Origin of the sequence: Pseudomonas sp. IT-P44, from assembly GCF_949768225.1 — a bacterium.
Taxonomy (GTDB): Bacteria; Pseudomonadota; Gammaproteobacteria; order Pseudomonadales; family Pseudomonadaceae; genus Aquipseudomonas; species Aquipseudomonas migulae.
This window is the reverse complement of the sequence record NZ_CATKQM010000019.1, coordinates 24,507-50,677: the sequence shown is the minus strand read 5'-3', so window position 1 is coordinate 50,677 and position 26,171 is coordinate 24,507. Positions and strand designations below refer to the sequence as shown.

The window sequence follows — 26,171 nt, the reverse complement described above, 5'->3', positions numbered from 1 at the left end:
CAACGCGAGGTGTCATCTATACTGCAGTTTTTTTGCGCAATCGCTAGAATGGCGGCCTTTGCGAAGTTCTGGAGTTTCCCCCTCATGCGCACTTTTCGGCTGGTGATTGCTTGCCCGGACCGCGTCGGCATCGTTGCTAAAGTCAGTAACTTTCTGGCGTCACATAACGGCTGGATCACTGAAGCGAGCCACCACTCGGACAATCTCAGTGGCTGGTTTTTCATGCGTCACGAAATTCGTGCCGACTCGCTGCCTTTTGGTATCGAGGCTTTCCGCGAGGCGTTCGCGCCGATTGCCGAAGAGTTCTCGATGAACTGGCGCATTACCGATACCGCGCAGAAGAAGCGCGTGGTGTTGATGGCAAGCCGTGAGTCCCATTGCCTGGCCGACTTGCTGCACCGCTGGCACAGCGATGAACTGGATTGCGAAATCTCCTGTGTGATTTCCAACCATGATGATTTGCGCAGCATGGTTGAGTGGCACGGCATTCCTTACTATCACGTACCGGTCAATCCGCAGGATAAAGAGCCGGCGTTTGCCGAAGTCTCGCGCCTGGTCAAACAGCACGATGCCGAAGTGGTGGTACTTGCCCGCTACATGCAAATCCTGCCGCCCGAGTTGTGCAGCGAGTATGCGCACAAGGTCATCAACATTCACCACAGCTTCCTGCCGTCGTTCGTCGGCGCGAAGCCGTATCACCAGGCTTCCATGCGTGGGGTGAAGTTGATCGGTGCGACGTGCCACTACGTGACCGAAGAGCTGGACGCTGGCCCGATCATCGAGCAAGACGTTGTGCGTGTCAGCCACAGTGACAGCATCGAAGACATGGTGCGTTTCGGTCGCGATGTCGAGAAAATGGTGTTGGCTCGCGGTCTGCGTTATCACCTGGAAGATCGGGTGCTGGTGCACGGTAATAAGACTGTAGTGTTCTGACCGTCACACGACGCGGTTGAAATTCGAAGGGCCTGGGCGTTCAATCGTTCCAGGCCCTTCGCCGTTTCTGCACTGAGGACATGACCATGGCTGATCCACTGGACAAAGCTACTTCCAAGGCTCCCGCGACATTGGGGGAGGGGTGTTTGAGCCGTTATGATCCGGATGATATGAGTGCCGAAGACGGCACGGAATTTCCCGGTGCGGCGGAGTTGTGGGAGCAGTTGAATCCTGAGCCTGAGCTTGTAGGAGTTGGCTTGCCGGCGAAGCGGTCTTGAGGTCTGGCGTTCGCTCGTTTTGATTGTGTGCATATCCGTTTCTTTGGTAACGGCGGCTATTGGTTTCGCCCTTACGGCGAGTCACTTTGGAAAAGCCCCAAAGTAACCAAAAGGCTCTTGCCCCTTTCGTTCGGTGCCTCGCCATGGCTCGGCATGCCCTCGCTCCGGTCCTGCTCCGTGGGCCCGCCGCCATCGGCCATCCATGGCCGGGGGCGGCTAACCCGGCATCCATGCCGGGTTGCCCACTGCGCAGAACCTCCACTCGGCCTCTCGAGGGGGCGGTGCGTCCAGATCAAAAGCGGAAGGCGAGCTAACGCTCGGCCTGATGAGTGGTGGAAATCAAAAGCAAACGCGATTCCCTGTAGGAGCGAGGCTTGCCCGCGAAAAACGTCCGGACAACGCGTTCATTCAGACAGCCCGCGTTATCGTTGACGTCCATCGCCGGCAAGCCAGCTCCTACAATTTTGAGTCGTGTGAACCCAATTCCGTGTAGGAGCCGGCTTGCTGGCGATGGCGCCCTTCCAGTCAATAAATGCGTCGGCTGACCCACCGCTATCGCCAGCAAGCCGGCTCCTACAGGGGAGTGGTGCACAGTCCGGAATAAGTGAACGCATCAAAGAAGGACAACGCGAACAACCGAAGAGCCAGGTCGGCTTTCAGGCCGCCTCGGCGGCTGTGGCGGTAGTCGCCCCCTCGAGAGGCCGAGTGGAGGTTCTGCGCAGTGGGCAACCCGGCATGGATGCCGGGTTAGCCGCCCCCGGCCATGGATGGCCGATGGCGGCGGGCCCACGGAGCAGGACCGGAGCGAGGGGATGCCGAGCCTTAGCGAGGCACCGAACGAAAGGGGCAAGAGCCCTTTGGTTACTTTGGGGCTTTTCCAAAGTGACTCGCTGTAAAAGCGAAACCATAAGCCGCCGTTACCGCAGCAACGGATATACACACAACCCAAAAACTAAGCCTGCCTAAACCTCATCAACTTCTTCAACAACGGCCGCCCAACCATCAACAAAAACACCGGCCCCCCCACCACCAGATAAAAGTAATAAGTCACCGCCCGCCAAATCAAAATCGCCGCCGCCGCAGTAGATTTCCCCACCATGGGCGCCAGCAATGCAGCCGAGGTCAATTCCGCCGCCCCGGCGCCCCCCGGCAACAGGCTGAACTGCCCCGCACTCAGCGAAAGCATCTGAATCAAAAAGCTCCAGGCCCACTGCAAATCCGCGCCAAGCCCGCGCAACGCCAGGTACAACACGCTATAGCGCAGCACCCAATGCACACAGGTCAGGGCAAACACCTTGATCAAAGTCCGAAAGGGCAACTTCAGCGTGTCAGTGAACGCCGCAAGAAAGTGCAGGAGTTTTCGCGCCCAGCGCAGGCGCGTGGTGCCTTTTACATTGAGACGTGCGAGCAGCCGCCCGCTCAGGCGAATCAGCAGCCGATGGTAGCGCGCGATCACCACACAACTAAGCAGCCCGCCGAACATCGATATCGCACTGACGGTCAATAGCCACTCCATGCGTTCACTGAGATGCTGGAACAGCGCATAAATCAGAATCCCGCTTAATGCGCAGAGAAAGAACAGCAGATCGCTGAGTTGATCCATGGCGAAAACCGCGCTGCCCCGTGCCGGGCGCACCCCGTTGCGGGCCAGCAGCGCCATGATGGTCAGCGGTCCACCGCTGCCGCCCGGTGTGGCGCAGTAGGCGAACTCGGCGGCCATCACCACGCCGAGGCTTTTGACCGGGCTGACCTTGTCGCGCTCATCACCCAGCAACAGGCGCAAGCGCATCGTGTTCACCACCCAGCACAGCAGGATCATGCCGAACATGATCAGCAACCAGCTCAGTGGAAAGCTTTGCAATCGCGACCAGGTCTGGTTGCCACCCAGCAGCAGCGGAATCAGCACCGCCGCGAGCAGCGCGACAAACAGCAGAATCCCCCGGCTCATGCGGCGCGACCGACACGGTCGCTGTGCAGCGCCAGCCAACCAGCCTTGGTCATCGGCATGCGGCCTTGGTCGAGTAATCGCTTGAGGGTGTGCAGCCAGTAATCGCGCGCGAACCGATGACGCATGTCCACCGGGTGCAGGCCCAGACGAATCACCGGCGCCTCGCGCAAGCGTTGTTCGCGCTGATCGCTGACGAGCTTCGACAAACCTCGCCGCCATGCGCTGCGCGCACTCCAGACCAGTCCTGGCGCATCGACCGGGGTGAAATCCGGTAGACGAAACAGATGCTGTGGATCGCTGGTGTAACTCAGGGGTAACTGGCGCAAGGCCCGGCGCGTACCTTCACTCATCAACCAGGCCGGAGCGACGAACCCTTCGAGCGGCCAGTGATAGCGATGAAACAGCTCGATACCTGCGCGCAGACGCGCGAGGGCCGCGTCCTGCGACAGCGTGTAGAACTCGCCTTCACGGGTATAAATACGGCGCATGAACCAGTCTCGTGGCGTGTTGGGCGGCGGCTCGTCATCACAATGAAAATAGCCGTGCAGCGCCAGTTCGTCACCTCGGGCGACACGACCGGTCAGCAGGCGGCGCAACCCCGGGTGTGCCTCCAGATCGTTGTGTCTGTGGTAGTCCGGCACCACCAGCCAGGTCATTGGCACTTCACCCAAGGCGTCGACGGCTTCGACAAAAGGTTGGTAATCGGCCCAGGTGTGCGGCGCGACGTCATGCAGCACGAGTAACAGGCAGGGCGCGCTCATGGGCTCAACCATTGGCGGCCAGCGGCCATTGATTGCCGAGGACGGCGTGATAGTGGCCCAACAGACTGTCGACCACCGCGTCCCACGAGTAATGCCGTTCGACATGGAGGCGTGCTTGTTGGCCGAGCGCGGCACTGCCTGAACTGAACAGCTCCCGCACCGCATTGGCCATCGCCGCCGGGTCGTTCGGCGCGCACAGCAGCCCGCATTCTGCGCTGATGATTTCTTCAAAGGCTCCCGCCGCCACGGCTACGACCGGAATGCCGCTGGCCATGGCTTCGAGGATCACCAGGCCAAACGTTTCCTGGTCACCGGCATGCAGCAGCGCATCGGCGCTGGCCATCAACTTCGCCACCTGCGTGACGGGGCAGAACTCATGGATGACGGTGACGTTGTCCGGGACCACGACCGGCATCGACGACCCCACCAGCAACAGGTGATAACGCCGTCCCAGGCGCCGCATGCATTCCAGCAACACCGGCAGGTTTTTTTCCTTGGAACCACGCCCGGCAAAAATCAGCAGGTGCGTGTTTTCATTGATGCCCAGTTGCGTGCGCAGGCTTGGATCCCGGGCATCGGGATGAAAGGTTTGCAGGTCGACGCCCAGGGTTTGGACGAAAACGTTGTTCACGCCCAGGCTGGTCAGTTTGTCGGCCATGATCCGGCTCGGCGCCAAGACCCGGTCGAAGTTGCCGTAGAGCTTTTTGACATACGCTTCGACGTTGGTTGTGACCCAATTGCCCATGCGATTGCTGACCAGCAGCGGCAAGTCCGAGTGATAGAAGCCGATCACTGGCACGTCGAGTTGGCGGCGGGCATCGAGCGCCGCCCAGGCTGTGAGGTACGGGTCGCCGACCTCGATCAGATCGGGCTGCAAATCTTGAAGGACATTTCGCCAAGGGGCGAGACGGAGAGGGAAACGATAACCCTTGCCGAAGGGCAGGGCAGGGGCCGGAACCGTGTAAACGCCGTCCTGTTCGCTCAAGTGTGAACCGGGGATCAGCAGGCTGTGGCGAATGCCGGGCTTGACGCCCAGACGACGGTGTTTTGCATCCAGATACGTGCGCACGCCACCGCTGGCAGGGGCGTAGAACATGGTTATGTCCGCGATGTGCACGATGAACATCCCTCCGGTCCGTTGTACTCCCTTGGTTGACCTTTATGAAGAATAGATGTTCGGCTGGGGTTTTGTGGTGTGTTACAGACCGTCTTCGCGGGCAAGTCGGATCGCCGCACCGCTCGCTCCTACAGGTTCACGTAAAACCTTGTAGGAGCGAGGCTTGCCCGCGAAGGGGCCCTCAGAAGCGCATCAGATCCGGAAACTACCGACCAACTGCTTGAGACGCGCCGCCTGCTGTTCCAGGTCCGAACACGCCCGCAACGTCGATTGCAGGTTCTCCACCCCTTCCTGGTTGAGCGTATTGATCTCGGTAATGTCGACGTTGATCGATTCCACCACCGCCGTCTGTTCCTCGGTTGCCGTCGCCACGGACTGGTTCATCCCGTCGATCTCACCAATGCGCAACGTCACGCTGTTCAGGCGTTCGCCCGCCAGGTTGGCGATTTCCACGCTGTCCTGACTGTGGCGCTGGCTGTCGCTCATGGTGCTGACGGACTCGCGGGCGCCGATTTGCAGCTCCTCGATCATGGTCTGCACCTGCTGCGCCGATTCCTGCGTGCGGTGTGCCAGGTTGCGCACTTCATCGGCCACCACGGCAAAACCACGCCCGGCTTCACCGGCACGGGCCGCTTCGATCGCGGCGTTCAGCGCCAGCAGGTTGGTTTGCTGGGAAATGCTGGTGATCACTTCGAGAATCTGCCCGATGTTCACGGTTTTGCTGTTCAGCGATTCGATGTTGGTGCTCGAAGCGCTCAGCATGCTCGACAGTTGGTTCATCGCGACAATGCTGCGATCCACCACCTGTTGGCCGTCTTCGGCGAGGTTTCGGGCATCGCTGGCCTGGCTCGACGCCTGGGCGGCATTGCGCGCGATTTCCTGGGCTGCGGCACCGAGCTGATTGATCGCGGCGGCGACGCTGCTGGTGCGCGAAGCTTGCTGGTCGGAGTTGTACATCGACGAGTTGGAAGCCGCGACTACACGCAACGCCACTTCGTTGACCTGGCCGGTGGCCGAAGACACTTCGCGGATCGAACCGTGAATGCGCTCCACGAAACGGTTGAACGCGGTGCCCAGGAGGCCGAATTCATCGTTGTTCTGGATAGTCAGGCGTTTGGTCAGGTCGCCCTCACCGTCGGCAATGTCGGCCATGGCGCGGGTCATGACGTGCAGCGGCTGGATCAGGATGCGGATCAGCATGCCCAGCAAGGCAATGATGATCGCAACTGCGATGACGGTCGCAACGACCGCCGAGGCGCGGAAATCGCTGAGTTTCGCGAAGGCTTTGTCCTTATCCACCGACAGACCGATGTACCAGTTGACGGAAGACAGGCCTTTGATCGGGGTGAAAGTGACGATGCGGGTTTTGCCATCGACTTCCACTTCACTGAAATCGCTGCTGATGCGCGGTGTATTTTTCGGGTACGACTCAGCCAGGGATTTCATCACCAGCGCTTTGTCCGGGTGCACCAGGATCTTGCCGTCGGCGCTGATCAGGAACGCATAACCCATGCCATCGAAGTCCAGCGCATTCAGGCTGTCGGCGATCACTTGCAGGCTCAGGTCACCACCGACCACACCGATGTTTTGACCGTCCTTGAGCACACTGTTGACGATGGAGATGACCAGTTGGCCAGAGGCCAGATCGATATAGGGTTCGGTCAGCGCCGAGCCGCTGGTGCTTTGGGCGCTTTTGTACCAAGGGCGGGCGCGCGGATCATAGCCATCCGGCATTTTGCTGTCCGGGCGGATGATGAAGGTGCCATCCTTGTTGCCAATGTAAGCACCCATGAAGGTCGACGTCACCGCCTTCTGCTCCAGCAGCTTGGCGACGTTGCCGATGTCCGGGTTCAGCGCGGCGTTTTGTGCGAGGTTTTCGATCAGCAGACTGCGCCCGGTCAGCCAGGTCTGGATATTGTTGGCAGTCACGCTGCCCATTTTTTGCAGATTCTTGTCCAGGTCCTCGCGAATGGCGTTGCGCTGTAGATAGTCGTTGTACAGGGTGAACGAGGCGAACGCGGCAATGACGATGAGGGCGGCGGCAAGCAGGATTTTATGGCTGAAGCGCAGATTTTTGTTCATGGCTTGGGGTTCCGCTAAGGTCTTAATGCCCAAGGCGTGCTTTTATAAGGAAGCGCGCAGTGGGCGGTCATGAAAACAAGCTGATATTTCCGTCCTCTCCTTGGGGGGATTACCGAAGCTTTTCAGTCTTTTATATCGGCCGTGCAGGATTAAAGATTAACCATGGGTGACCAAATGCCTGATTCATCGCAACTCGTTATCGGTGCCGATCTCGCGGGGCAACCGATCGCCCAGGCCATGCGCCTGGCGAACCGTCACGGTCTGGTCGCGGGCGCTACCGGGACCGGCAAGACCGTCACCTTGCAACGACTGGCCGAAGCGTTCAGCGATGCCGGCGTGGCGGTGTTTGCAGCGGACATCAAAGGTGACCTCTGCGGCCTCGGTGCCGCCGGCAACCCGCAGGGCAAGATCGCCGAGCGAATCGCCGGGATGCCCTGGCTGAATCACACGCCGCAGGCGTACCCGGTCACTTTGTGGGACATTCACGGCCAGTCCGGTCATCCTTTGCGCACCACCTTGAGCGAAATGGGCCCGCTGTTGATTGGCGCCCTGCTGGAGTTGACCGACAGCCAGCAATCGGCGCTGTACGCCGCGTTCAAAGTGGCGGACCGCGAAGGCCTGTTGCTGCTGGACTTGAAGGACCTGAAGGCACTGCTCAATCACCTGCGCGACCACCCCGAATTGCTGGGCGATGACGCCGCATTGATGACCACCGGTTCCAGCCAGGCCTTGTTGCGCCGATTGGCGACCCTGGAGCAACAAGGTGCTGAGGCCTTGTTCGGCGAGCCGGCGCTGCAACTCGAAGACATTCTGCAACCGACCGCCGAGGGGCGCGGGCGCATTCACTTGCTCGATGCCAGTCGTCTGGTGCACGAAGCGCCGAAGGTCTACGCGACGTTCCTGTTGTGGCTGCTGGCTGAACTGTTCGAGCAACTGCCGGAGCGCGGCGATGCCGACAAACCGCTGCTGGCGCTGTTTTTCGACGAAGCCCATTTATTGTTTGCCGATACGCCCAAGGCGTTGCAGGAACGTCTGGAGCAAGTGGTACGGCTGATTCGCTCGAAAGGCGTGGGCGTGTATTTCGTCACCCAATCGCCGGGCGACTTGCCGGATGACGTGCTGGCGCAGCTCGGCCTGCGTATCCAGCATGGTTTGCGTGCGTTCACCGCCAAGGAGCAGAAGTCCCTGCGTGCGGTGGCCGAGGGCTTCCGGCCGAACCCGGCGTTCGATGCCTTGTCGGTGCTGACCGAACTGGGGATCGGCGAGGCGCTGGTCGGCACATTGCAGGACAAAGGCACGCCAGAGATGGTCCAGCGCGTCCTGGTGGCACCGCCGCAATCACGGATCGGGCCGCTGAGCGAAACCGAGCGCACGCTGCTGATCGCCGGCTCGCCGTTCAAGGGGCGGTACGACAAACCGGTGGATCGCGAATCGGCCTATGAAGTGCTGATGGGGCGCAAAGGCCTGGCGCCGGAACCCGAAGCGGCACCGGGCAAACCTGCGCCAGAAGAACCGAGCTTCACCGACAAGGCCGGGGAGCTTCTCGGCACGGCGGCAGGGCAGGCGCTGAAGTCGGCGATGCGACAGGCGGCCAATCAGCTTGGCCGGCAACTGGTGCGCGGGTTGATGGGGTCGTTGCTCGGCGGCAGCAAACGCCGCTAATTTCCTGACGGGTGCATGCCCTGTAGGAGCGAGGCTTGCCCGCGAAGGGGCCCTTGAGGGCGCCAAAAGCTTCGCGGGCAAGTCGGATCGCCGCACCGCTCGCTCCTACAAGGTCCAGGTGATTTCAATCCTTGGGTTTGGCGTGAGCGGCCAGTCGTTCGAGGGCAGCCCTGAGATTAGGATCACTGATCCCCTCAGCCGTAGCCTGGATCGTCGCCCCCGCATCCGTCGACAAACTGATGGTATGCCCGGCCGCGCCTTGCTGAACGGTCGGCGGCTGCACCTTGAACAGAATCCGCGTCAGGCTGGCGAACTCATCAAACATCTGCAACTGCCGTTGCAGACGCTTCTGTTGATAGCGCAGACGCGTTGCCCAATGTCCGTCAGTGACAATCAGCAATAAACTGCCTTCGCGCCACGACGCCACATGGCAATGCTCGCGCGCAGCGGGCTGCAATTGGCTTTCGAGCAGACGTTGTAAATGACCCAGGCGTTGAGCATGGCCAAAAATGGCTTTCAGCGGTTTGGCTTCGCGAAGCAGAACGGCGGGTGCTCTGGCCGTAAGAGGGCGAAATGCCATGATCAGACACCTGAAGTAACAGAGCCGCCATGGTAGCAGAAAGCACTGGATGCGCCCGCCCCATTGCTTTGCGCGCGCTTTACCCATTAAATCAACAAGTAACTTCTGCCGTCAGTGGCTTGAAGTTCAGCAAAAAGCCCTTATTTTAAGTGAGCCCCGTAACAGCGCAGTGCATGCATCGTGGAACAACGCCACTTTCCTCACCATCGTTTCCGGGTAGAATGCTCGTTCGCATGCGGCCATGAGGGCTGCACGGGCGACTCACGGGGCCGCCCTCCATCCCTTTAGTGTGGAAGATCCTGCCGATATGTTTGCGCCTTTGTTAAAGAAACTTTTTGGAAGCAAGAACGAGCGTGAAGTCAAACGCATGCTCAAGACGGTGCAACTCGTCAATGCCTTCGAAGAGCAAATGGTGGCCCTTTCGGACGATCAATTGCGTGCCAAGACGGATGAGTTCAAGGCCCGCATCGCCAAAGGGGAAACCCTCGACAAGCTGCTGCCAGAAGCCTTTGCGGTCGCCCGCGAAGCCGGCAAGCGCGTCATGGGTATGCGCCACTTCGATGTCCAGCTGATCGGCGGCATGACCTTGCATGAAGGCATGATCGCGGAAATGCGTACCGGTGAAGGCAAGACCCTGGTGGCCACACTGGGCGTTTACCTCAACGCGCTGTCCGGCAAAGGCGTGCACGTTGTTACCGTGAACGACTATCTGGCCCGCCGTGACGCCAACTGGATGCGTCCGCTCTACGAATTCCTCGGCATGACGGTCGGTGTGGTTACACCTTTCCAGCCGCCGGAAGAGAAACGTCAGGCCTACGCCGCCGACATCACCTACGGCACCAACAACGAATTCGGTTTCGACTACCTGCGCGACAACATGGCGTTCAGCATGGAAGAAAAATTCCAGCGCGAACTCAACTTTGCCGTGATCGACGAAGTCGACTCCATCCTCATCGACGAAGCCCGTACCCCGCTGATCATTTCCGGTCAGGCCGAGGACAGCTCGAAGCTGTACATCGAGATCAACAAACTGATCCCGCAGCTGCAATTGCACGTCGAAGAAGTCGAAGGCGAAGTCACCAAAGCCGGCCATTACACCGTCGACGAGAAGACCCGTCAGGTCGAACTCAACGAAGCCGGTCACCAGTTCATCGAAGACATGCTGACCCGCGTCGGCCTGCTGGCTGAAGGCGAGAGCCTGTATTCGGCGCATAACCTGGGCCTGCTGACCCACGTCTATGCCGGCCTGCGTGCGCACAAATTGTTCAACCGCAACGTTGAATACATCGTGCAGGACGGTCAGGTTGTCCTGGTCGACGAACACACCGGTCGTACCATGCCGGGTCGCCGTTTGTCCGAAGGCCTGCACCAGGCCATCGAAGCCAAGGAAAACCTGAACATCCAGGCCGAAAGCCAGACGTTGGCGTCGACCACGTTCCAGAACTACTTCCGTCTGTACAACAAGTTGTCCGGCATGACCGGTACCGCAGACACCGAAGCGTTCGAATTCCACCAGATCTACGGCCTGCAGGTCATGGTGATCCCGCCGAACAAGCCTTTGGCGCGTAAAGACTACAACGACCTGGTGTTCCTGACCGCCGAAGAGAAATACGCGGCGATCATCAACGACATCAAGGAGTGCATGACTCACGGCCGTCCGGTGCTGGTGGGTACTGCAACCATCGAAACTTCCGAACACATGTCTGCGCTGCTGCAGAAGGAAGGCATCGAACACAAGGTCCTGAACGCCAAGTTCCACGAAAAAGAAGCCGAAATCATTGCCCAGGCCGGTCGTCCAGGCGCACTGACCATCGCTACCAACATGGCCGGTCGTGGTACCGACATTCTGTTGGGCGGCAACTGGGAAGTGGAAGTCGCGTCTCTGGAAGACCCGACGCCGGAGCAGATTGCCCAGATCAAGGCCGACTGGCAGAAGCGTCACCAGCAAGTGCTGGAGTCGGGTGGCTTGCAGGTGATTGCGTCCGAACGTCACGAATCGCGCCGTATCGACAACCAGTTGCGTGGTCGTGCCGGTCGTCAGGGTGACGCCGGTTCCAGCCGTTTCTACCTGTCGCTGGAAGACAGCCTGATGCGCATCTTCGCCTCTGACCGGGTGAAGAACTTCATGAAAGCATTGGGCATGCAGTCCGGTGAAGCGATCGAGCACCGCATGGTGACCAACGCCATCGAGAAGGCTCAGCGCAAGGTTGAAGGCCGCAACTTCGACATTCGTAAACAACTGCTCGAGTTCGATGACGTCAACAACGAACAGCGTAAAGTGATCTATCACATGCGCAACACGTTGCTGGCCGCCGACAACATCGGTGAAACCATCGCCGACTTCCGTCAGGACGTACTCAACGCTACCGTCAGCGCTCACATTCCACCGCAGTCGCTGCCTGAGCAGTGGGACGTGGCGGGTCTGGAAGCGGCGTTGCAGAGCGACTTCGGTGTGGCGCTGCCGATCCAGCAATGGCTCGACGAAGACGATCACCTGTACGAAGAAACCCTGCGCGAGAAGCTGATGCAGGAGCTCATCGCGGCGTACAACGAGAAAGAAGACCAGGCGGGCGCCGACGCGCTGCGCACCTTCGAGAAGCAAATCGTGCTGCGCGTGCTGGACGACTTGTGGAAAGACCACCTGTCGACCATGGACCACCTGCGTCACGGCATTCACTTGCGTGGCTATGCGCAGAAGAACCCGAAGCAAGAGTACAAGCGCGAGTCGTTCACGCTGTTCTCCGAGCTGCTGGATTCGATCAAGCGCGACTCGATCCGTGTGCTGTCGCACGTTCAGGTCCGCCGCGAAGATCCGATCGAAGAAGAGCAACGCCTGCGCCAGGAAGCCGAAGCACTGGCGGCGCGCATGCAGTTCGAGCACGCTGAAGCACCTGGTCTTGATCAACCGGAACAGCTGGGTGAAGAGCTCGATGTAGCCCTCGCCACCGCACCGGTTCGCAACGAACAGAAGCTGGGCCGTAACGAACTGTGCTACTGCGGTTCGGGCAAGAAGTTCAAGCATTGCCACGGGCAGATCCAGTAAAACCCGTTTCATACGCTGAAATACCCGCGCCGCGACCGGCATCAGCCGTCGCGGCGTTTTGCCATTTACACCACCGTTCTTCCTGAAAGCGGTGCAGACATCATTTATTAAGGAGCGCATTCATGGCTGTTGGTCTTGGTCCTTTGCCAACGTTGCACCCGGTTGCCGGTTTTGAACTCGGTATCGCCTCGGCCGGCATCAAGCGTCCTGGACGCAAGGATGTCGTGGTCATGCGCTGCGCCGAAGGTTCCACCGTGGCAGGCGTGTTTACCCTGAACGCCTTTTGCGCCGCTCCGGTGATCCTGGCCAAGCAGCGTGTGCAAGGTCCGGTGCGTTACCTGCTGACCAACACCGGCAACGCCAACGCTGGCACCGGCGAACCGGGTCTGGCGGCCGCCGAGCGCACCTGCGCGAAACTGGCTGAGCTGACTGGCGTCGATGCCAGTCTGGTGCTGCCGTACTCCACCGGTGTGATCGGCGAACCGCTGCCGGTCGAGAAAATCGAAGGCGCGCTGCAAGCCGCTCTCGACGACCTGTCGGTGAACAACTGGGAAGCTGCCGCCACCGGCATCATGACCACCGATACCCTGCCGAAGGGCGCCAGCCGCCAGTTCCAGCATGACGGCGTGACCATCACCGTTACCGGCATCAGCAAAGGCGCAGGCATGATCCGTCCGAACATGGCGACCATGCTCGGCTACATCGCCACCGACGCCAAAGTCTCCCGCGACGTGTTGCAAAACCTGTTGCTGGACGGCGCCAACAAGTCGTTCAACCGCATCACCATCGACGGCGACACCTCGACCAACGACTGCTGCATGCTGATCGCTACCGGTCAGGCGGCACTGCCGGAAATCACCTCCGCCAGTGGTGAACTGTTCGCCAAGCTGAAACAGGCTGTGTTCGAAGTGTGCATGGACGTGGCCCAGGCCATCGTGCGTGACGGCGAAGGCGCGACCAAGTTCGTCACCGTTGAAGTCAACGGCGGCGGCAATCACCAGGAATGCCTGGACGTTGGCTACACCGTGGCGCACTCGCCGCTGATCAAGACCGCGCTGTTCGCATCCGACCCGAACTGGGGCCGCATCCTGGCTGCCGTTGGCCGTGCCGGCGTACCGAATCTGGACGTGAGCAAGATCGACGTGTTCCTCGGCGAAGTCTGCATCGCCAGCCGTGGCGCCCGCGCATCGACCTACACCGAAGCCCAGGGCGCAGCGGTGATGCAGCAGGAAGAAATCACCATCCGTATCGAACTGGGTCGCGGCGATTGCAGCGAAACCATCTGGACCACGGACCTGTCCCACGAATACGTGAAGATCAACGCCGAGTACCGTACGTAAGACAGATCGCTTTCGCGGGCAAGCCTCGCTCCTACAAGGATCGCGCAATCCCTGTAGGAGCGAGGCTTGCCCGCGAAGAGGTCCGATCAGACACCAAAGATTCTGGCCTGTCCCCCCTCATCAAAAGGTCCCGAACATGAGCCTCCACCTGATCATCGGCGACAAATTGCATTCCTCCTGGTCCCTGCGCGGCGCCCTGGCCCTTGACCTGGCCGGCGCCCCGTACACCGAAGAATTGATCAAACTGAACCAGCCGGACACTCGCGAGCAGTTGCTCAAGCATTCGCCGACCGCCAAAGTCCCGTTGCTGAAAACCGAGCACGGCACCATCGCCGATTCCCTGGCGATTGCCGAGTACCTGGCCGAACAATTCCCTGATGCCGGCCTCTGGCCCAAAGACGTCGCGGCCCGCGCCCAGGCACGTTCGGCCTGTGCACAAATGCACGCCGGCTTCTTCGCCATGCGCGGCAACATGCCGTTTGACCTGAGCCGCGACGCACCTTTGTCGCCGGTCCCGGCTGACGTCCAGGCGGACATCGAACGCATGCTGGCGTTGTGGGCCGAGTGCCGCGCAGCCGCGACCGAAACCGGTCCATACCTGTTTGGCCGCGCGACCCTGGCCGATGCCTTCTTCGCACCCATTGCCGTGCGCCTTCGCACCTACCAGGTGAAATTGCCGGTGGCGGACGAGGCCTACGTCGAAACGATCTACCAATGGCCAGCCTTCAAGGCCTGGCAAAAGGCGGGTCTGGAGGAGGTCGGGCAGTGAAACGAGTACACGTAGCCGCCGCGGTTATCCGCGATAGCAGCGGCAAGATCCTTATCGCCCGGCGCGCCGACACTCAGCATCAGGGCGGTCTTTGGGAATTCCCGGGTGGCAAGGTCGAGGCCGACGAATCCGTGGAAACTGCGCTGGCCCGTGAGCTTCATGAAGAGCTGGGAATTGTGGTCAATGCCGCGCGACCGCTGATCAAGGTCCGCCATGACTACCCGGACAAACAAGTGTTGCTGGATGTCTGGGAGGTCTCGGACTTTTCCGGCGAACCTCACGGTGCCGAAGGCCAGCCTTTGGAATGGGTGGCGCCGCGTGATCTGCCGGGCTATGAGTTTCCGGCCGCCAACCAGCCAATCGTTGCGGCGGCGCGATTGCCTGCGGCTTACCTGATTACGCCTGAAGATCTGGAAACCCCTGCGCTGCTGCGCGGTATTCAGAAAGCCATCGCCAACGGCATCAAGTTGATCCAGCTGCGGGCGCCCAACGGCTACGACCCGAAATACCGCGATCTGGCGGTGGACGCGGCCGGACTGTGTGCCGGCAAGGCGCAGTTGATGATCAAGGGGCCGTTCGAATGGTTGGGCGATTTCCCGTCGGCCGGTTGGCACATCACCTCGGCACAGCTGCGCAAATACGCAGCGGCCGGTCGTCCGCTGCCGGCGTCGCGCTGGTTGGCGGCGTCCTGCCATAACGCCGAGGAACTGGCGCTGGCCGAGCAGATGGGCGTGGACTTTGTGACCCTGTCGCCGGTGCAGCCGACCCTGACGCATCCGGGGGCTCAGCCGCTGGGTTGGGAGCAGGCTTCGACGTTGATCGAAGGTTTCAGCAAGCCGGTGTTCTTGCTCGGTGGTGTTGGACCGGCGCAAGTTGATCAGGCTTGGGCGGCAGGCGCCCAAGGTGTGGCGGGGATCCGGGCGTTCTGGCCGGATTCTTTGGTGTAGCTACAGGCCTATTCGCGGGCAAGCCTCGCTCCTACAGGGATATGCATTCTTCAGTAGGAGCGAGGCTTGCCCGCGAAGGCGTCCTTAAGAGTGCCGCTAAACCCCGGGTTTCGCAGCAGGCTGCCACAAAATCTCCGCAACCCCCTGGCGCCTGGCAATCACCCGCGCCACCACAAACAACAGATCCGACAACCGATTGATGTACGCCAGGCCAACCCCGGCCAACGGTTCAAGCGCATTCAAATGCTGACACCGGCGCTCGGCACTGCGCGCCAGGCTTCGGCACACATGCGCTTGCGCAATCAGCGCCGAACCGCCCGGCAGAATGAAGTTCTCCAGGGGCCCCAGCTCTTCATTCCACACATCGATCGCCGCTTCCAGGCGTTCGATTTCTGCCGCCTTCAACGCCTGATATTCCGGCATGGCCAGTTCGCCACCGAGATCGAACAACCGATGCTGGCAAGGCGCCAAAACCTCGATCACTTCGTTTAATCCGGGAAACTTTTCACGTTCCGCTTCGAGCCCGGCCAACAGCACGCCGACCTGGCTGTTCAATGAATCGACTTCGCCAATGGCTTCGATCCGCGGGTGGTCCTTGGGCACGCGGCGGCCGTCGCCCAGCCCGGTTTCGCCTTTGTCGCCGGTGCGGGTGTAGATCTTCGACAAGCGAAAGCCCATGGTTACCTCGAAAGCTGATTGAGTTCTTGAGAAACGAGCGGGGTGCTCGTCAACGGCAGGCGCAAGGTGAAACACGTGCCCTGGCCCAGGGTCGATTGCACTTCCATCTGACCCTTGTGGTTGTTGGTGATGATGAAATACGAAACCGACAAGCCAAGCCCGGTGCCCTGACCGATTTCCTTGGTGGTGAAGAAGGGTTCGAAGGTGCGTTTGCGCACGCTCTCACTCATGCCGATGCCATTGTCCTCGACCTGGATTTCCGCCCACGGCGGATTGAGTCGGGTCCGCAGGATGATCCGTCCCGGCTCGCAGCCGTCCTCGCGCTGGTGAATGGCTTGCGCGGCATTTTTCAGCAGGTTGAGCAGCACTTGCTCAAGTTCGTTGGCGGTGCCGGGCACGGGGCCCAGAGCGGGGTCGAACTGACGAATGATCGCCTGACCCTTGAAGTCAAAGCCAATCGCCAGGTCAAAGTCGTTGCCGGCGATTTCCACGGCTTGATCGATCAGCGCCGGCAAATCGCACGGCGCCATTTGCCGGGTGCTGCGGCGGCTGAAGCTTAGCATGTGGGTGACGATTTTCGCCGCCCGGGCGCCCGCCTGTTGAATGCCGTCGAGCAACTGCGGCACCTCACGTACTTTCAGGTACTCGTTGACCGTATCCAGCTCAACGCCGACTTGTTCGGCCTGTTCGAGGTTTTTTGGCAAGTCCGGGGACAGGCGTCGACGAATGTTCTGCACGTTGTGCAGGATCGCGCCAAGCGGGTTGTTGATTTCGTGGGCCATGCCGGCGGCGAGGCCGCCAACCGAGAGCATTTTTTCCGACTGCACCATCATTTCCTCCAGCGACAGGCGCTGGGTGATGTCGTCGATGCGGATCACCACACCACGACCGGCACCGCCCATCAGCGGGTAAAAGGTCAGGGCGTAATGCTTGGGTTCATCGTCCTTGAGCCAGGTCACGCGCTCGATCTTCGCCACCGTGTGCTGCTCGACGGTTTGCTTGAGCTGAGGCAAAAACGGTTTGAGCGGTTCGAACGCAAGAAAGATCGGCTGATTCAGCGCTTCATCCAGGCGTGTGCCGGAGAGGGCGCTGGCCTCCTGATTCCACTGCGTCACGTAGAGCTGCTCGTCGAGGGCGATCAGCGCCGACGGCATGGAGTCGATGATGCTGTTGAGGTAATTCTGGAACCCGGTGAGTTTCTTCTCGATCTTGCTTCGCACCTGGACCTCGAGTTCCAGTTTGCGGTTGGTGTGGCGGGTTTCTTCGGCCAGGCCCTGGGCCTGATCGTAAGCGGCCTGGGATTCGTCCCGTGCCCGTTTGAGTTGCTGCTCCCGTGCCTCGATGCGCGAGAGCATGGTGTTGAACGCCTCGGCCAGGCTGCCGATTTCGTCATGGTTGCCGCGTGAGGCGCGCAGGGCGTAGTTCTCCTCCCGGGTCACTTGCCGGGACAGCTCTTCGAGTTGATGGATCGGCCGGGTAATCAGGCGTTTGATCTGCCGGGCGATCACCAGCCATAACAGCACGCTGAAGATCAGAATGCCGAGGCTGGCCGTCAGGGTCCCGGTGTAGAAGGCCATCGGCAGTTCGCTGCTGGCGACCAGCAGCAGATGGCCGGGCGCGGTGCCGGGGCGGGGCAGGGTGATCACTTGGTTGCTGCGAAATTCGGTGGCTTGCCAGGATTCGATGTGGCGATAACGCTCAGGCAGGCCCAAATGATCGCCACGTTGCAACTGCGCCAGCCTTTCGCCCTTGCCGTCATACAGGGCTGCCGCGCGCAGCGGTGAATAGCTGTTGAGCTCATTGAGCAGTCGCTCGGCATTTTGTGGTGACTGCAGCGCTTCAGCCACCAGGCTCGGGTTGGACACCAGTCGGCCGATGGTCTGCAAGGCCTGGGGCGCCATGCTTTCCTGGGAAATGTAGTACGCGGCGCTGATAAAGGTCAGGTTGGCGACCAGCAAAACGGTGGTCAACAGCACCAGCAGGGCGGCCAGCAGTTTCTGGCCGACGGGAAGGTTTTCAAGGCGCTGGCGCAATGGCATCAGGTTTATCGCTGAAAAGGAACAAGTGGCCAGCGTAGCCGCTGCTCAGTCGCTGGGCAATCCAAGGCTGTGCAGATGGGCGATCAACCGTGATTCAAGCTGATTGAGGTGCGGCAGGTTCAGTTGGTGTCGCGAAGCCACTTTGCAGACGTAGCCCAACAAATAACTGATTTCGGTACGGCGTTGATTCGCAACGTCCTGATACATCGACGAGAAATTGGCTGCGGTGGCGTGGATCACCCGTTCCACTTCCGGCTGGAGGTTTTCGGCGGCGGCCGGCTGGCCACAGCGTTCAAGCAGCTCGGTCAGTTCGCCGCAGAGGGTCGCGACTTCACAATGATGGTCCTGCAAGCCGCCATTGCGGCAATCGTGCAACACCGTCAGTGGATTGATCGCGCAGTTGAGTGCCAGTTTCCGCCAAAGCCGGGTCAGAATGTCGGTGCTCCATTCGTGGGGAATCCCGGCGGCGCTCACGTCATCCAGCCAGATCGGCGCCACGGGATGACCGGCATCCCCCAGCCAGGTGTAACCGTGACCGGCGAATACCACGCGCCAGTCACCGTCGCGATACGCGCCTTCAGTGCTCGAAGCAAAAATGCAGCGCGCTTGCGGCACCTGCGCCGCAACGGCGTCCTGACTGCCAAGGCCGTTCTGCAACAGAATCAATTCGGCGCCGGACGCGAGGCGCGGCGCCAGTCGGGCCACGGCCTGCTCGGCATCGTAGGCTTTGCAGGCCACCAGCAGGCGGTTGATCGGCTCATCGCTGTCGGTAGTTTCGCCGGGGATGGCATACGTTGTTGCTTCGCCGTGCTCCACCAGCGTCAAGCCGCCCGCAGCCTGATAAGCCTGCAAGCGCGGCGCATCCCGCACGATCAGCCGGACCGGCACCCCGGCCCGCGCCAGACGCGTGGCCCATAAAGTGCCGAGGCTGCCGGCGCCCAGAACATGCCAGGTGGTGGACATCAGCTTTTTGCTCTGTTTGAGGCGCGCATCGGACGCTCGCAGTGAATGATGGGAAAGACCCGTTATAATCAGCGCGGATTTTAACCGCAAGCCAGGCGTGCTCCATCTTGATCGAGCGCGCCCTTTATTGGAGAGATTACATGCCGTCGTTCGACGTGGTATCCGAACTGGACAAACACGAAGTCACCAACGCGGTCGAGAACGCCGTCAAGGAACTCGATCGTCGTTATGACCTGAAAGGCAAGGGCACCTTCGAGTTCAAGGAAAAGGACCTGACCGTCAACCTGACCGCTGAAGCCGATTTCCAGCTCGAAGCAATGATTGAGATCCTCAAGCTGGCGCTGGTCAAGCGCAAGATCGACGTGCAGTGCCTTGAAGTCAAGGATGCCTATGCGTCGGGCAAGCTGATGAAGCAGGAAGCCGTTCTCAAGGAAGGCATCGACAAAGAGCTGGCGAAGAAAATCGTCGCTCACGTCAAGGACGCCAAGCTCAAGGTGCAGGCCGCCATTCAGGGCGAGCAAGTGCGCATTACCGGCAAGAAACGTGACGATCTGCAGGAAGCCATCGCAGCCCTGCGCGCCAAGACGTTCGACATGCCGTTGCAGTTCAACAACTTCCGCGACTGATTTCTCAGGCGGGAACCTCTCGGCGTTTTCGGCGTCCGAGGCCCAAGCAGCGGCAGAAAGGCTGCCCCCGAACGGGAGCAGCCTTTCTGCCGCTTATTTTTTTCGCGTGCCGTGTGGCCGGAAATCAGGAGAATGTAGATGGACTTGAATGCTGAAGTGGACAACCTGGTCAAGGCGTCCCAAGCCTGGATTCCGATGATCATGGAATACGGCAGCCGGGTGCTGCTGGCGATCATTACCCTGGCCATCGGCTGGTGGTTGATCAACAAAGTGACGCAGAAACTGGGCGGCCTGATCGCGTTGCGTAACGCCGACCTGGCGCTGCAAGGCTTCATCAGCAGCCTGGCGAACATTATTCTGAAGATCTTGCTGGTCGTCAGCGTGGCGTCGATGATCGGTGTCGAAACCACCTCCTTCGTTGCTGCAATCGGTGCGGCCGGTCTGGCCATCGGTCTGGCGTTGCAGGGCAGCCTGGCGAACTTCGCCGGTGGCGTGCTGATTCTGTTGTTCCGTCCGTTCCGTATCGGTGACTGGATCGAAGCTCAAGGTGTTGCCGGTACGGTCGACAGCATTCAGATTTTCCACACCGTACTGCGCACTGGCGATAACAAGACCATCATCGTCCCGAACGGCAACTTGTCGAACGGCATTATCACCAACACTAACCGTCAACCCACCCGCAAGGTTGTGTTTGATGTGGGCGTGGATTACGAAGCGGACTTGCAGAAGGCCCGTGAAGTATTGCTGGACCTGGCCAAGGATGAGCGCATCCTGGCTGAGCCGGCTCCGCAAGCCGTCATTTCTACCCTGGGCGACAGTTCGATCACTGTTTCCCTGCGAGTGTGGGTGAAGACGGCGGATTATTGGGATGTGATGTTCATGTTTAACGAACAGTCCCGTGACCGGTTGAAAACGGCCGGTATCGATATCCCGTTTCCACAGCGGGTGATTCGTGTGGTGCAGGAATCTGCGGTGCAGTAAGCAACAAGCAGGCAACAAAAAGGCCCATCCGAAGATGGGCCTTTTTTATTTGTTACCGCAAACTAACTGGATGCGATTACAAAATCGACAGTGGGTAGTCGACGATCACACGGAACTCTTTCACGTCGCCTTCACCTTCGTCGGCGTTAGCAAAGTGCCAAGCTTGACGGAAGCGAACGGACAGATCTTTTGCCGGGCCAGACTGAACAACGTACTTGGCTTCGAAGTTGGTTTCGTTGTGCTTGCCATCTTCACCGTACAGGCCGGTGTAAGCGCTGCCTGCTGGGGTGTTGGTACCGTCGATGTCCCAACCTTTCACGTAACGGGTCATGAAGCTCAGACCTGGAACGCCGTACTCAGCCATTTTCAGATCGTAACGGATCTGGGCAGACTTCTCGCCAGGGGCGTTGAAGTCAGAGTACTGGATGGAGTTGGCGAGGAAGATCGAGTCGCCACCGCGGTTGTTCTTGCCGATACCGACGTAGTCGAACGGGGTATCGCCATTAACCTTTTGGAAGGCCAGGGTGATGGTGTGCGCTTTCAGGAACGAGAGAGCAGTTGCCAGCGAGAATGCGGTGTTGCTGATGTCACCAGCTTTCGAATCACCGGTGTCGGTGGTGCGATAGATGTTGAAGTCAGTGTTCAGCGACGTGTCACCACCAAATGGAGTGGTGAGGTTCACGTTGGCGTAGTACTGGTTCCAGATGTCTTCCAGCTGGGCGCCATACAGCGATGCGGACAGGTTGTCGGTAATGCCGTACTTGCCACCGAAGTAGTCCATGCTTTTGGCTTTCACGCCAGCATAGTTTGCAAACAGGTCGCCGTCGCGGGAGTTTTTGTCCTGGCTGGAACCCGAGTAGAAGTGGCCGGCTTCGAGGTCAAGGTCTTTGACTTCGCTGCTCTGCAGTTGGATACCGCTGGCAACTTGAGGAAGGATACGGGAACCGCCAACAGCAAACACTGGAGCAGTGCTTGGCGACATGTCGCCGATTTTCAGCTCGGTTTTGGAAACGCGGAATTTAATGGCCGCGCCTGCTTTACCTTGGCTGTCGTTGACGTTGCGGCCACCGTTGGCGTTTACGACGTCGCTACGGCTCATGTTGCCCGAACCGGAAGTGCCATCGCCGCCATCCAGTTTGATGGCCAGGTAACCGAATGCATCAACACCAACGCCGACAGTACCTTGGGTGTAGCCGGAGTTGTAGGTGCCCCAGAGACCTTGGGTCCAGTCTTTGACGTCGCGGGCGCCGTCTTTGTTGTCACGGTTGAAGTAGTAGTTGCGGACCAGCAAGTTCAACGAGCTGTCTTCAACAAAACCTTTGGCTTCAGCCTGGTCACTTACGAAAGGTGCGGCCGTAGCCACTTGAGTACTGGCTGCTGCTGCAACTGCCAGTGCGATCATGCTCCACTTCATCACGCGCATCGTGATTTGCTCCTTTGGTTTTAGAAGAGTACTGCCGTCCCACCTGTTTTATTATCTGGGCGGCTCTTTCTTTTTGTGTCGGCGCAAACTTATATCACGCCGACCATGTTGGCGATACTTGCGTATCTATCCTTTCAGCTTCTTTACGACCCCGTCGCAAACAGCTTGGTAGATGTCGCAAATTTACAGCCCCAATGCAACCGGAATGACAACGTCATCGCTGTTTTCCAAGGCGTGAGCATCGGTAAAAAGAGTCCCTGGTGAAACGTTTGAATCTCCATCGGGCAACCCTGCCACTGTTTTTATTTGCCTGAAGGCTTCCACTTCCAGTGGTTGCATTGCAGGCGATGTGAGTGTGAATGCAACAAGCGTGCACAAATCAGAAAACTGCTGTTTTTTTTTCTGAACGCCTGCGTGTTACCGTAAAAACCTCATAAAACCGGGGGTTACAAGCACCTTTTAATGGGGCTTGACGCCACGGTTTGCATCGTGTTGCGCCCTCCTGGCCGACTGCGTGACAAACAAAAACGTTACCGGTTCACCCCGCCAGTGGGTAATTGGCGGATACCCGACGCACTCAGCGTAGACGCACTGTGCGGTTTTGGTGCAAAAAATTTTAATCGCTGTACTGAATTCATACAGCATGACTGCTGAGTGATTGCGAACAGGTCGTTGTTTGTCAGTCATTTCAGCGTTTTTTGCATGATCATCGGTTCTGTAATGGTGCGCCCTTGCGAAAAATGTCTCATGTCGGGGCGCGCATTCTGCAGGTCGCTCGAATTTCGATGGGCCTTCGGCCGTGGTTCGTCGTGAAGGCGGTAGTGTTCACAGGTATGCTGCCGTCCTGTCGCTTGGTGCGTCGTCCTGCGTGGAGGGGCGCTAAGCTGAAAATGATGACTAGACGGGAGTGCGCGCAGTGTTCGCTTTAGATCCACGACTTCAACAAGACACGTTACCGATCGGGGATTTCCCGCTCAGCCGGTTGCTGTTGTCCAATGATTCGAACTACCCGTGGTTCATCCTGGTACCTCGTCGCGACGATATCAGCGAGATATTTCAGTTGGATGTCGCTGATCAGGTGCAGCTCTGGAAGGAAACGACTGCGCTGGCGGAAATGCTCAAGGACTCGTTCGACGCGGATAAATTGAACGTCGCGGCCCTGGGTAACGTCGTCAGTCAGTTGCACATGCATGTGATTGTGCGCAAGCGTGAGGATGCCGCCTGGCCAGCCCCGGTCTGGGGCAAGCACCCGGCGAAGCCTTACAGTGCAGAGCAGATCGCGGTGATTCGCGAGCGGCTGCGTCTGGTGTTGACCGATGATTTTACGTTTCTGGAGGGTTGAATCATGAGCCTGGAAGAACGCGTTACCGATCTGGAGAGCCAGCTGGCCTTTCAGGATGACACCATCCAGGCATTGAGCGATGTGCTGGCGACGCAGCAGCGTGCCGTTGAGCGTCTGCAACTGCAAATGGCGGCCTTGCTCAAGCGCCAGGAGGAAATGGCCGGCCAGTTCGAAACGTTCGAAGAAGAAGCGCCACCGCCGCATTACTGAACATGCAGGCGTAAAAAAACCGCGAGCAGCCTGGCTGTTCGCGGTTTTTTTTAGCCTTGAATCAGCGTCGCGGAAGAGCGGCGATCACGTCTTCGGCTTGCAGGCCCTTGTCACGATTCATGACGGAGAACTCCACGCGCTGGCCTTCGACCAGGACGCGATGACCTTCGCCACGAATGGCCCGGAAATGCACGAAAATATCATCGCCGGAATCACGGGAAATAAACCCGAAGCCTTTGGAAGTGTTGAACCACTTCACGGTGCCGGTATCGCGGTTGGTCATGTCATAGCTTGGCGAAGCGGTGGCCGGTGAAGATTTGTAGAAGCTGATGGCCAGATGAAGAAGCACGGCGATCAGGGCCGCCACCAGGCTGAACAGTACGGCAGGTTGACCGGCGATGACAGGCATCGGCGCGAGCAGCGTCAGGGTTTGCAATACGACAGTCAGAACCAGCAGGGCGCTGACCAGGTTTTGCAGTTGATGACGCGGGCCTTTGTTCCAGTAAGGGATTACAGGTGCGAGGGTAAGGTTGAGCAGGCCGAAAAAGGCCAGGTAAAGCGCATCGGATTGTTGCAGGTAAGGAACAGCTTCGGATCGCAGGCTAGGGATGAAGGACAGCAGCAGGGCCGCTGCGCCCATTAGCAGGTGGACGATTTTCAACATTTTGATTAACTCACGTTAAGACGGATCACAAGGAAGAGCTGATGGAGCACGGTTCGCTTCAGAACAATAAGAGGCGTTGAGCACGTACTCGTTATCAGCCTATGCGTAACGCCCGGAAAAATAGGGCTTTGCGACACACTGCCTATTTAACAGCAAAGCTTGCGGCTACTCAAATCAGGGAGTCCAGCGGTGCATCGGGGGCGATATGTCGCAGGGAGCGGGGGCATTCCCGCCTGCGGTGTGGCGACAGGCTTGCTAGAGTGGTCCTGCACCTGTCGGATGAATTTGATCACCTTTAGGGGAAAAGCATGGCAATCGATATCGGTATCAGTGAAGAGGATCGCAAGTCCATCGTCGACGGACTTTCGCGTCTGCTGTCGGACACTTATGTACTTTATTTGAAAACCCATAATTTCCACTGGAATGTCACCGGTCCCATGTTTCGGACCCTGCACCTGATGTTCGAGGAGCAATATAACGAGTTGGCCCTGGCGGTCGATTCGATTGCCGAGCGCATTCGCGCGCTGGGCTTTCCTGCTCCGGGTGCCTATTCCATTTATGCGCGCCTTTCTTCTATCAAGGAGGAGCCGGGCGTGCCCAGCGCTGAAGGCATGATCAAGCAACTGGTCGAAGGGCAGGAGGCCGTCACGCGTACGGCGCGGGGGATCTTTCCCCTGCTCGACAAGGTCAGCGACGAGCCCACGGCGGATTTGCTGACCCAGCGTATGCAGGTTCACGAGAAAACCGCATGGATGTTGCGCGCTTTGCTGGATGAGTAACGCGTTCAGTGCGCGGATGGTGCCTTGCAGGCGTTGTCCGCGCGCTGTCGTTTCGGCCTCTCTTCGTTGAATGATCTTGCGCCAGTATGTGTAGGAAATTGTCCGGACTAGGACGGTCTCCATGATCCGCCTTCAGTTGTTGGCTTATCCTACGTGGATGGTCAAAAAGTCATCTGGATATAACTTTGCGCCTGCGCTTTTATAAGAATCACAGCATGACTCTTATAAGAACCAGGGATGGCAAAGGAGTGTCAACGGTATGGTTTATGAAGACAGGCGAAGCGAGGGGAGGAACGGTTCATTCAAGGATGTAAGGATCGATCCGTTTGTCAGTGAGTTCGATATGGGCCTGGCCCAGCCATTATCCCGATCCGTACGCTTGAATGGCTTTGCCACCTGCTTGCGGCTTGAGCAGGTGTATTGGGATATTTTGGGGGAAATGGCCAGGATCAATTGCTGTTCGGTCAGTGCGTTGTTGTCTCACGTGGATCGAGAAGTGCATTTGCGTCACGGCGGGGTGAAGAATTTCAGCGGGCTGGTGCGGGTTGTCTGCGTTGTGCACAGCCTGAAGGAAGGGAGTTGCGTCGTCATGGCCTAGCCGTGATGGCGGAATGCATCGTGTGTCAGTCTGTGCAGTCTTACGGCTGCACAGGCTGCATTTAATGGATATAATCCCGCTCTTTGCCGCAAAACCCAGCGTGCGCGGTAGCAATCTGATCGCCGAGACAACCCCCATGCCGATGTACGACTATCAATGTGCTTCCTGTGGTCATCAGTTGGAAGCCATTCAAAAGATCAGCGCAGCACCGCTGGTCGACTGCCCTGCCTGCCAGGCGCCAGAGCTCAAGAAGATGCTGTCCATGCCGGGCTTCCGCCTTAGCGGCACCGGCTGGTACGAAACCGATTTCAAGACCGGTTCCAAGAAGAACCTGGCCGGCGGCGATAAAGCCGACTAGGGTCTGGAACCTGAGTTGAACGACACGTGCGAGCTCTTGCACCATCCCGT

Annotated in this window: 24 protein-coding genes; 14 read left to right on the top strand and 10 right to left on the bottom strand. The window is 59.1% G+C overall.

Annotated elements, in window-relative coordinates:
- The first annotated feature begins 84 nt into the window (after nucleotides 1–84).
- Complete coding sequence (gene purU, locus ACM6IO_RS11765) at nucleotides 85–933, top strand: formyltetrahydrofolate deformylase (protein WP_008031689.1); 849 nt, start codon at nucleotides 85–87, stop codon at nucleotides 931–933.
- A gap of 86 nt (nucleotides 934–1,019) precedes the next feature.
- Nucleotides 1,020–1,211 (top strand): hypothetical protein, encoded by a 192-nt coding sequence (locus ACM6IO_RS11760; protein ID WP_414911493.1) that lies wholly within the window; start codon nucleotides 1,020–1,022, stop codon nucleotides 1,209–1,211.
- 952 nt (nucleotides 1,212–2,163) lie between these two features.
- Here ACM6IO_RS11760 and ACM6IO_RS11755 read toward each other — a convergent pair.
- The 4 genes from ACM6IO_RS11755 to ACM6IO_RS11740 form a co-directional block, all read right to left on the bottom strand.
- A complete protein-coding gene (locus ACM6IO_RS11755) occupies nucleotides 2,164–3,159 on the bottom strand; it encodes a lysylphosphatidylglycerol synthase transmembrane domain-containing protein (RefSeq protein WP_008043336.1) in 996 nt (331 codons plus the stop codon).
- Nucleotides 3,156–3,932 (bottom strand): DUF2334 domain-containing protein, encoded by a 777-nt coding sequence (locus ACM6IO_RS11750; RefSeq protein ID WP_414911492.1) that lies wholly within the window; start codon nucleotides 3,930–3,932, stop codon nucleotides 3,156–3,158. The genes ACM6IO_RS11755 and ACM6IO_RS11750 overlap by 4 nt, the downstream gene beginning before the upstream one ends.
- The gene (locus ACM6IO_RS11745) at nucleotides 3,925–5,046 is read right to left on the bottom strand and encodes a glycosyltransferase family 4 protein (RefSeq protein ID WP_414911491.1); all 1,122 of its coding nucleotides are present in this window, start codon (nucleotides 5,044–5,046) and stop codon (nucleotides 3,925–3,927) included. The genes ACM6IO_RS11750 and ACM6IO_RS11745 overlap by 8 nt, the downstream gene beginning before the upstream one ends.
- 183 nt (nucleotides 5,047–5,229) lie before the next feature.
- A complete protein-coding gene (locus tag ACM6IO_RS11740; protein WP_192229096.1) occupies nucleotides 5,230–7,119 on the bottom strand; it encodes a methyl-accepting chemotaxis protein in 1,890 nt (629 codons plus the stop codon).
- Nucleotides 7,120–7,293: 174 nt separating this feature from the next.
- On the opposite strand from ACM6IO_RS11740, the gene ACM6IO_RS11735 reads away from it, so the two are divergent.
- The gene (locus ACM6IO_RS11735) at nucleotides 7,294–8,781 is read left to right on the top strand and encodes a helicase HerA-like domain-containing protein (protein ID WP_032832797.1); all 1,488 of its coding nucleotides are present in this window, start codon (nucleotides 7,294–7,296) and stop codon (nucleotides 8,779–8,781) included.
- Nucleotides 8,782–8,905: 124 nt separating this feature from the next.
- Here the strand turns inward: ACM6IO_RS11735 and ACM6IO_RS11730 are convergent, their stop codons facing one another.
- On the bottom strand, nucleotides 8,906–9,361 hold the full coding sequence (locus ACM6IO_RS11730; RefSeq protein ID WP_008029261.1) for a DUF721 domain-containing protein: 456 nt from the start codon (nucleotides 9,359–9,361) through the stop codon (nucleotides 8,906–8,908).
- Between the two features lie 307 nt (nucleotides 9,362–9,668).
- On the opposite strand from ACM6IO_RS11730, the gene secA reads away from it, so the two are divergent.
- The 4 genes from secA to ACM6IO_RS11710 all read left to right on the top strand — a co-directional run bounded on the left by secA (nucleotide 9,669) and on the right by ACM6IO_RS11710 (nucleotide 15,460).
- The gene (gene secA / locus ACM6IO_RS11725; RefSeq protein WP_032832795.1) at nucleotides 9,669–12,404 is read left to right on the top strand and encodes a preprotein translocase subunit SecA; all 2,736 of its coding nucleotides are present in this window, start codon (nucleotides 9,669–9,671) and stop codon (nucleotides 12,402–12,404) included.
- 122 nt (nucleotides 12,405–12,526) lie between these two features.
- Nucleotides 12,527–13,744, top strand: coding sequence for a bifunctional glutamate N-acetyltransferase/amino-acid acetyltransferase ArgJ (gene argJ, locus ACM6IO_RS11720; protein ID WP_008029257.1), 1,218 nt, complete (start codon nucleotides 12,527–12,529; stop codon nucleotides 13,742–13,744).
- A gap of 136 nt (nucleotides 13,745–13,880) precedes the next feature.
- A complete protein-coding gene (locus ACM6IO_RS11715) occupies nucleotides 13,881–14,513 on the top strand; it encodes a glutathione S-transferase family protein (protein ID WP_192417097.1) in 633 nt (210 codons plus the stop codon).
- On the top strand, nucleotides 14,510–15,460 hold the full coding sequence (locus tag ACM6IO_RS11710; protein ID WP_207285464.1) for a Nudix family hydrolase: 951 nt from the start codon (nucleotides 14,510–14,512) through the stop codon (nucleotides 15,458–15,460). The genes ACM6IO_RS11715 and ACM6IO_RS11710 overlap by 4 nt, the downstream gene beginning before the upstream one ends.
- Nucleotides 15,461–15,556: 96 nt before the next feature.
- Here ACM6IO_RS11710 and ACM6IO_RS11705 read toward each other — a convergent pair whose 3' ends face one another.
- The 3 genes from ACM6IO_RS11705 to ACM6IO_RS11695 are packed head-to-tail and all read right to left on the bottom strand — an operon-like array spanning nucleotide 15,557 to nucleotide 19,140.
- A complete protein-coding gene (locus ACM6IO_RS11705; protein WP_223481341.1) occupies nucleotides 15,557–16,138 on the bottom strand; it encodes a cob(I)yrinic acid a,c-diamide adenosyltransferase in 582 nt (193 codons plus the stop codon).
- 2 nt (nucleotides 16,139–16,140) lie between these two features.
- Nucleotides 16,141–18,177 (bottom strand): sensor histidine kinase, encoded by a 2,037-nt coding sequence (locus ACM6IO_RS11700; RefSeq protein WP_008029248.1) that lies wholly within the window; start codon nucleotides 18,175–18,177, stop codon nucleotides 16,141–16,143.
- Between the two features lie 45 nt (nucleotides 18,178–18,222).
- Nucleotides 18,223–19,140: a putative 2-dehydropantoate 2-reductase gene (locus ACM6IO_RS11695; protein WP_223481342.1), complete on the bottom strand. Its 918-nt coding sequence runs from the start codon at nucleotides 19,138–19,140 to the stop codon at nucleotides 18,223–18,225.
- Nucleotides 19,141–19,280: 140 nt separating this feature from the next.
- Between ACM6IO_RS11695 and ACM6IO_RS11690 the strand changes: the two genes are divergently transcribed.
- A complete protein-coding gene (locus ACM6IO_RS11690) occupies nucleotides 19,281–19,766 on the top strand; it encodes a YajQ family cyclic di-GMP-binding protein (RefSeq protein ID WP_007906601.1) in 486 nt (161 codons plus the stop codon).
- A 138-nt stretch (nucleotides 19,767–19,904) separates the two neighbouring features.
- Nucleotides 19,905–20,747: a mechanosensitive ion channel family protein gene (locus tag ACM6IO_RS11685; protein WP_223451734.1), complete on the top strand. Its 843-nt coding sequence runs from the start codon at nucleotides 19,905–19,907 to the stop codon at nucleotides 20,745–20,747.
- Nucleotides 20,748–20,823: 76 nt separating this feature from the next.
- On the opposite strand, the gene ACM6IO_RS11680 is transcribed toward ACM6IO_RS11685, so the two are convergent.
- A complete protein-coding gene (locus ACM6IO_RS11680; RefSeq protein ID WP_008043324.1) occupies nucleotides 20,824–22,170 on the bottom strand; it encodes an OprD family porin in 1,347 nt (448 codons plus the stop codon).
- A 916-nt stretch (nucleotides 22,171–23,086) separates the two neighbouring features.
- On the opposite strand from ACM6IO_RS11680, the gene ACM6IO_RS11675 reads away from it, so the two are divergent.
- Both ACM6IO_RS11675 and ACM6IO_RS11670 read left to right on the top strand, forming a co-directional pair.
- The gene (locus tag ACM6IO_RS11675; RefSeq protein ID WP_008029239.1) at nucleotides 23,087–23,512 is read left to right on the top strand and encodes an HIT domain-containing protein; all 426 of its coding nucleotides are present in this window, start codon (nucleotides 23,087–23,089) and stop codon (nucleotides 23,510–23,512) included.
- A gap of 3 nt (nucleotides 23,513–23,515) precedes the next feature.
- Nucleotides 23,516–23,722 carry a SlyX family protein gene (locus tag ACM6IO_RS11670; RefSeq protein ID WP_008029236.1) on the top strand — a complete coding sequence of 69 codons (207 nt, stop codon included), beginning with the start codon at nucleotides 23,516–23,518 and terminating at the stop codon, nucleotides 23,720–23,722.
- 61 nt (nucleotides 23,723–23,783) lie between these two features.
- Here ACM6IO_RS11670 and ACM6IO_RS11665 read toward each other — a convergent pair whose 3' ends face one another.
- Entirely contained in the window at nucleotides 23,784–24,386 is a 603-nt protein-coding gene (locus tag ACM6IO_RS11665) for a cold-shock protein (RefSeq protein WP_192229104.1), read from the bottom strand.
- 308 nt (nucleotides 24,387–24,694) lie between these two features.
- Here ACM6IO_RS11665 and ACM6IO_RS11660 point away from each other — a divergent pair, with 308 nt between their 5' ends.
- From ACM6IO_RS11660 to ACM6IO_RS11650, 3 genes are all read left to right on the top strand, one after another.
- Nucleotides 24,695–25,165 (top strand): Dps family protein, encoded by a 471-nt coding sequence (locus ACM6IO_RS11660; RefSeq protein WP_008029233.1) that lies wholly within the window; start codon nucleotides 24,695–24,697, stop codon nucleotides 25,163–25,165.
- 259 nt (nucleotides 25,166–25,424) lie between these two features.
- A complete protein-coding gene (locus ACM6IO_RS11655; RefSeq protein ID WP_008029232.1) occupies nucleotides 25,425–25,763 on the top strand; it encodes a ribbon-helix-helix domain-containing protein in 339 nt (112 codons plus the stop codon).
- A 136-nt stretch (nucleotides 25,764–25,899) separates the two neighbouring features.
- Complete coding sequence (locus ACM6IO_RS11650) at nucleotides 25,900–26,121, top strand: FmdB family zinc ribbon protein (protein ID WP_010457489.1); 222 nt, start codon at nucleotides 25,900–25,902, stop codon at nucleotides 26,119–26,121.
- The last annotated feature ends 50 nt before the right edge of the window (nucleotides 26,122–26,171 follow it).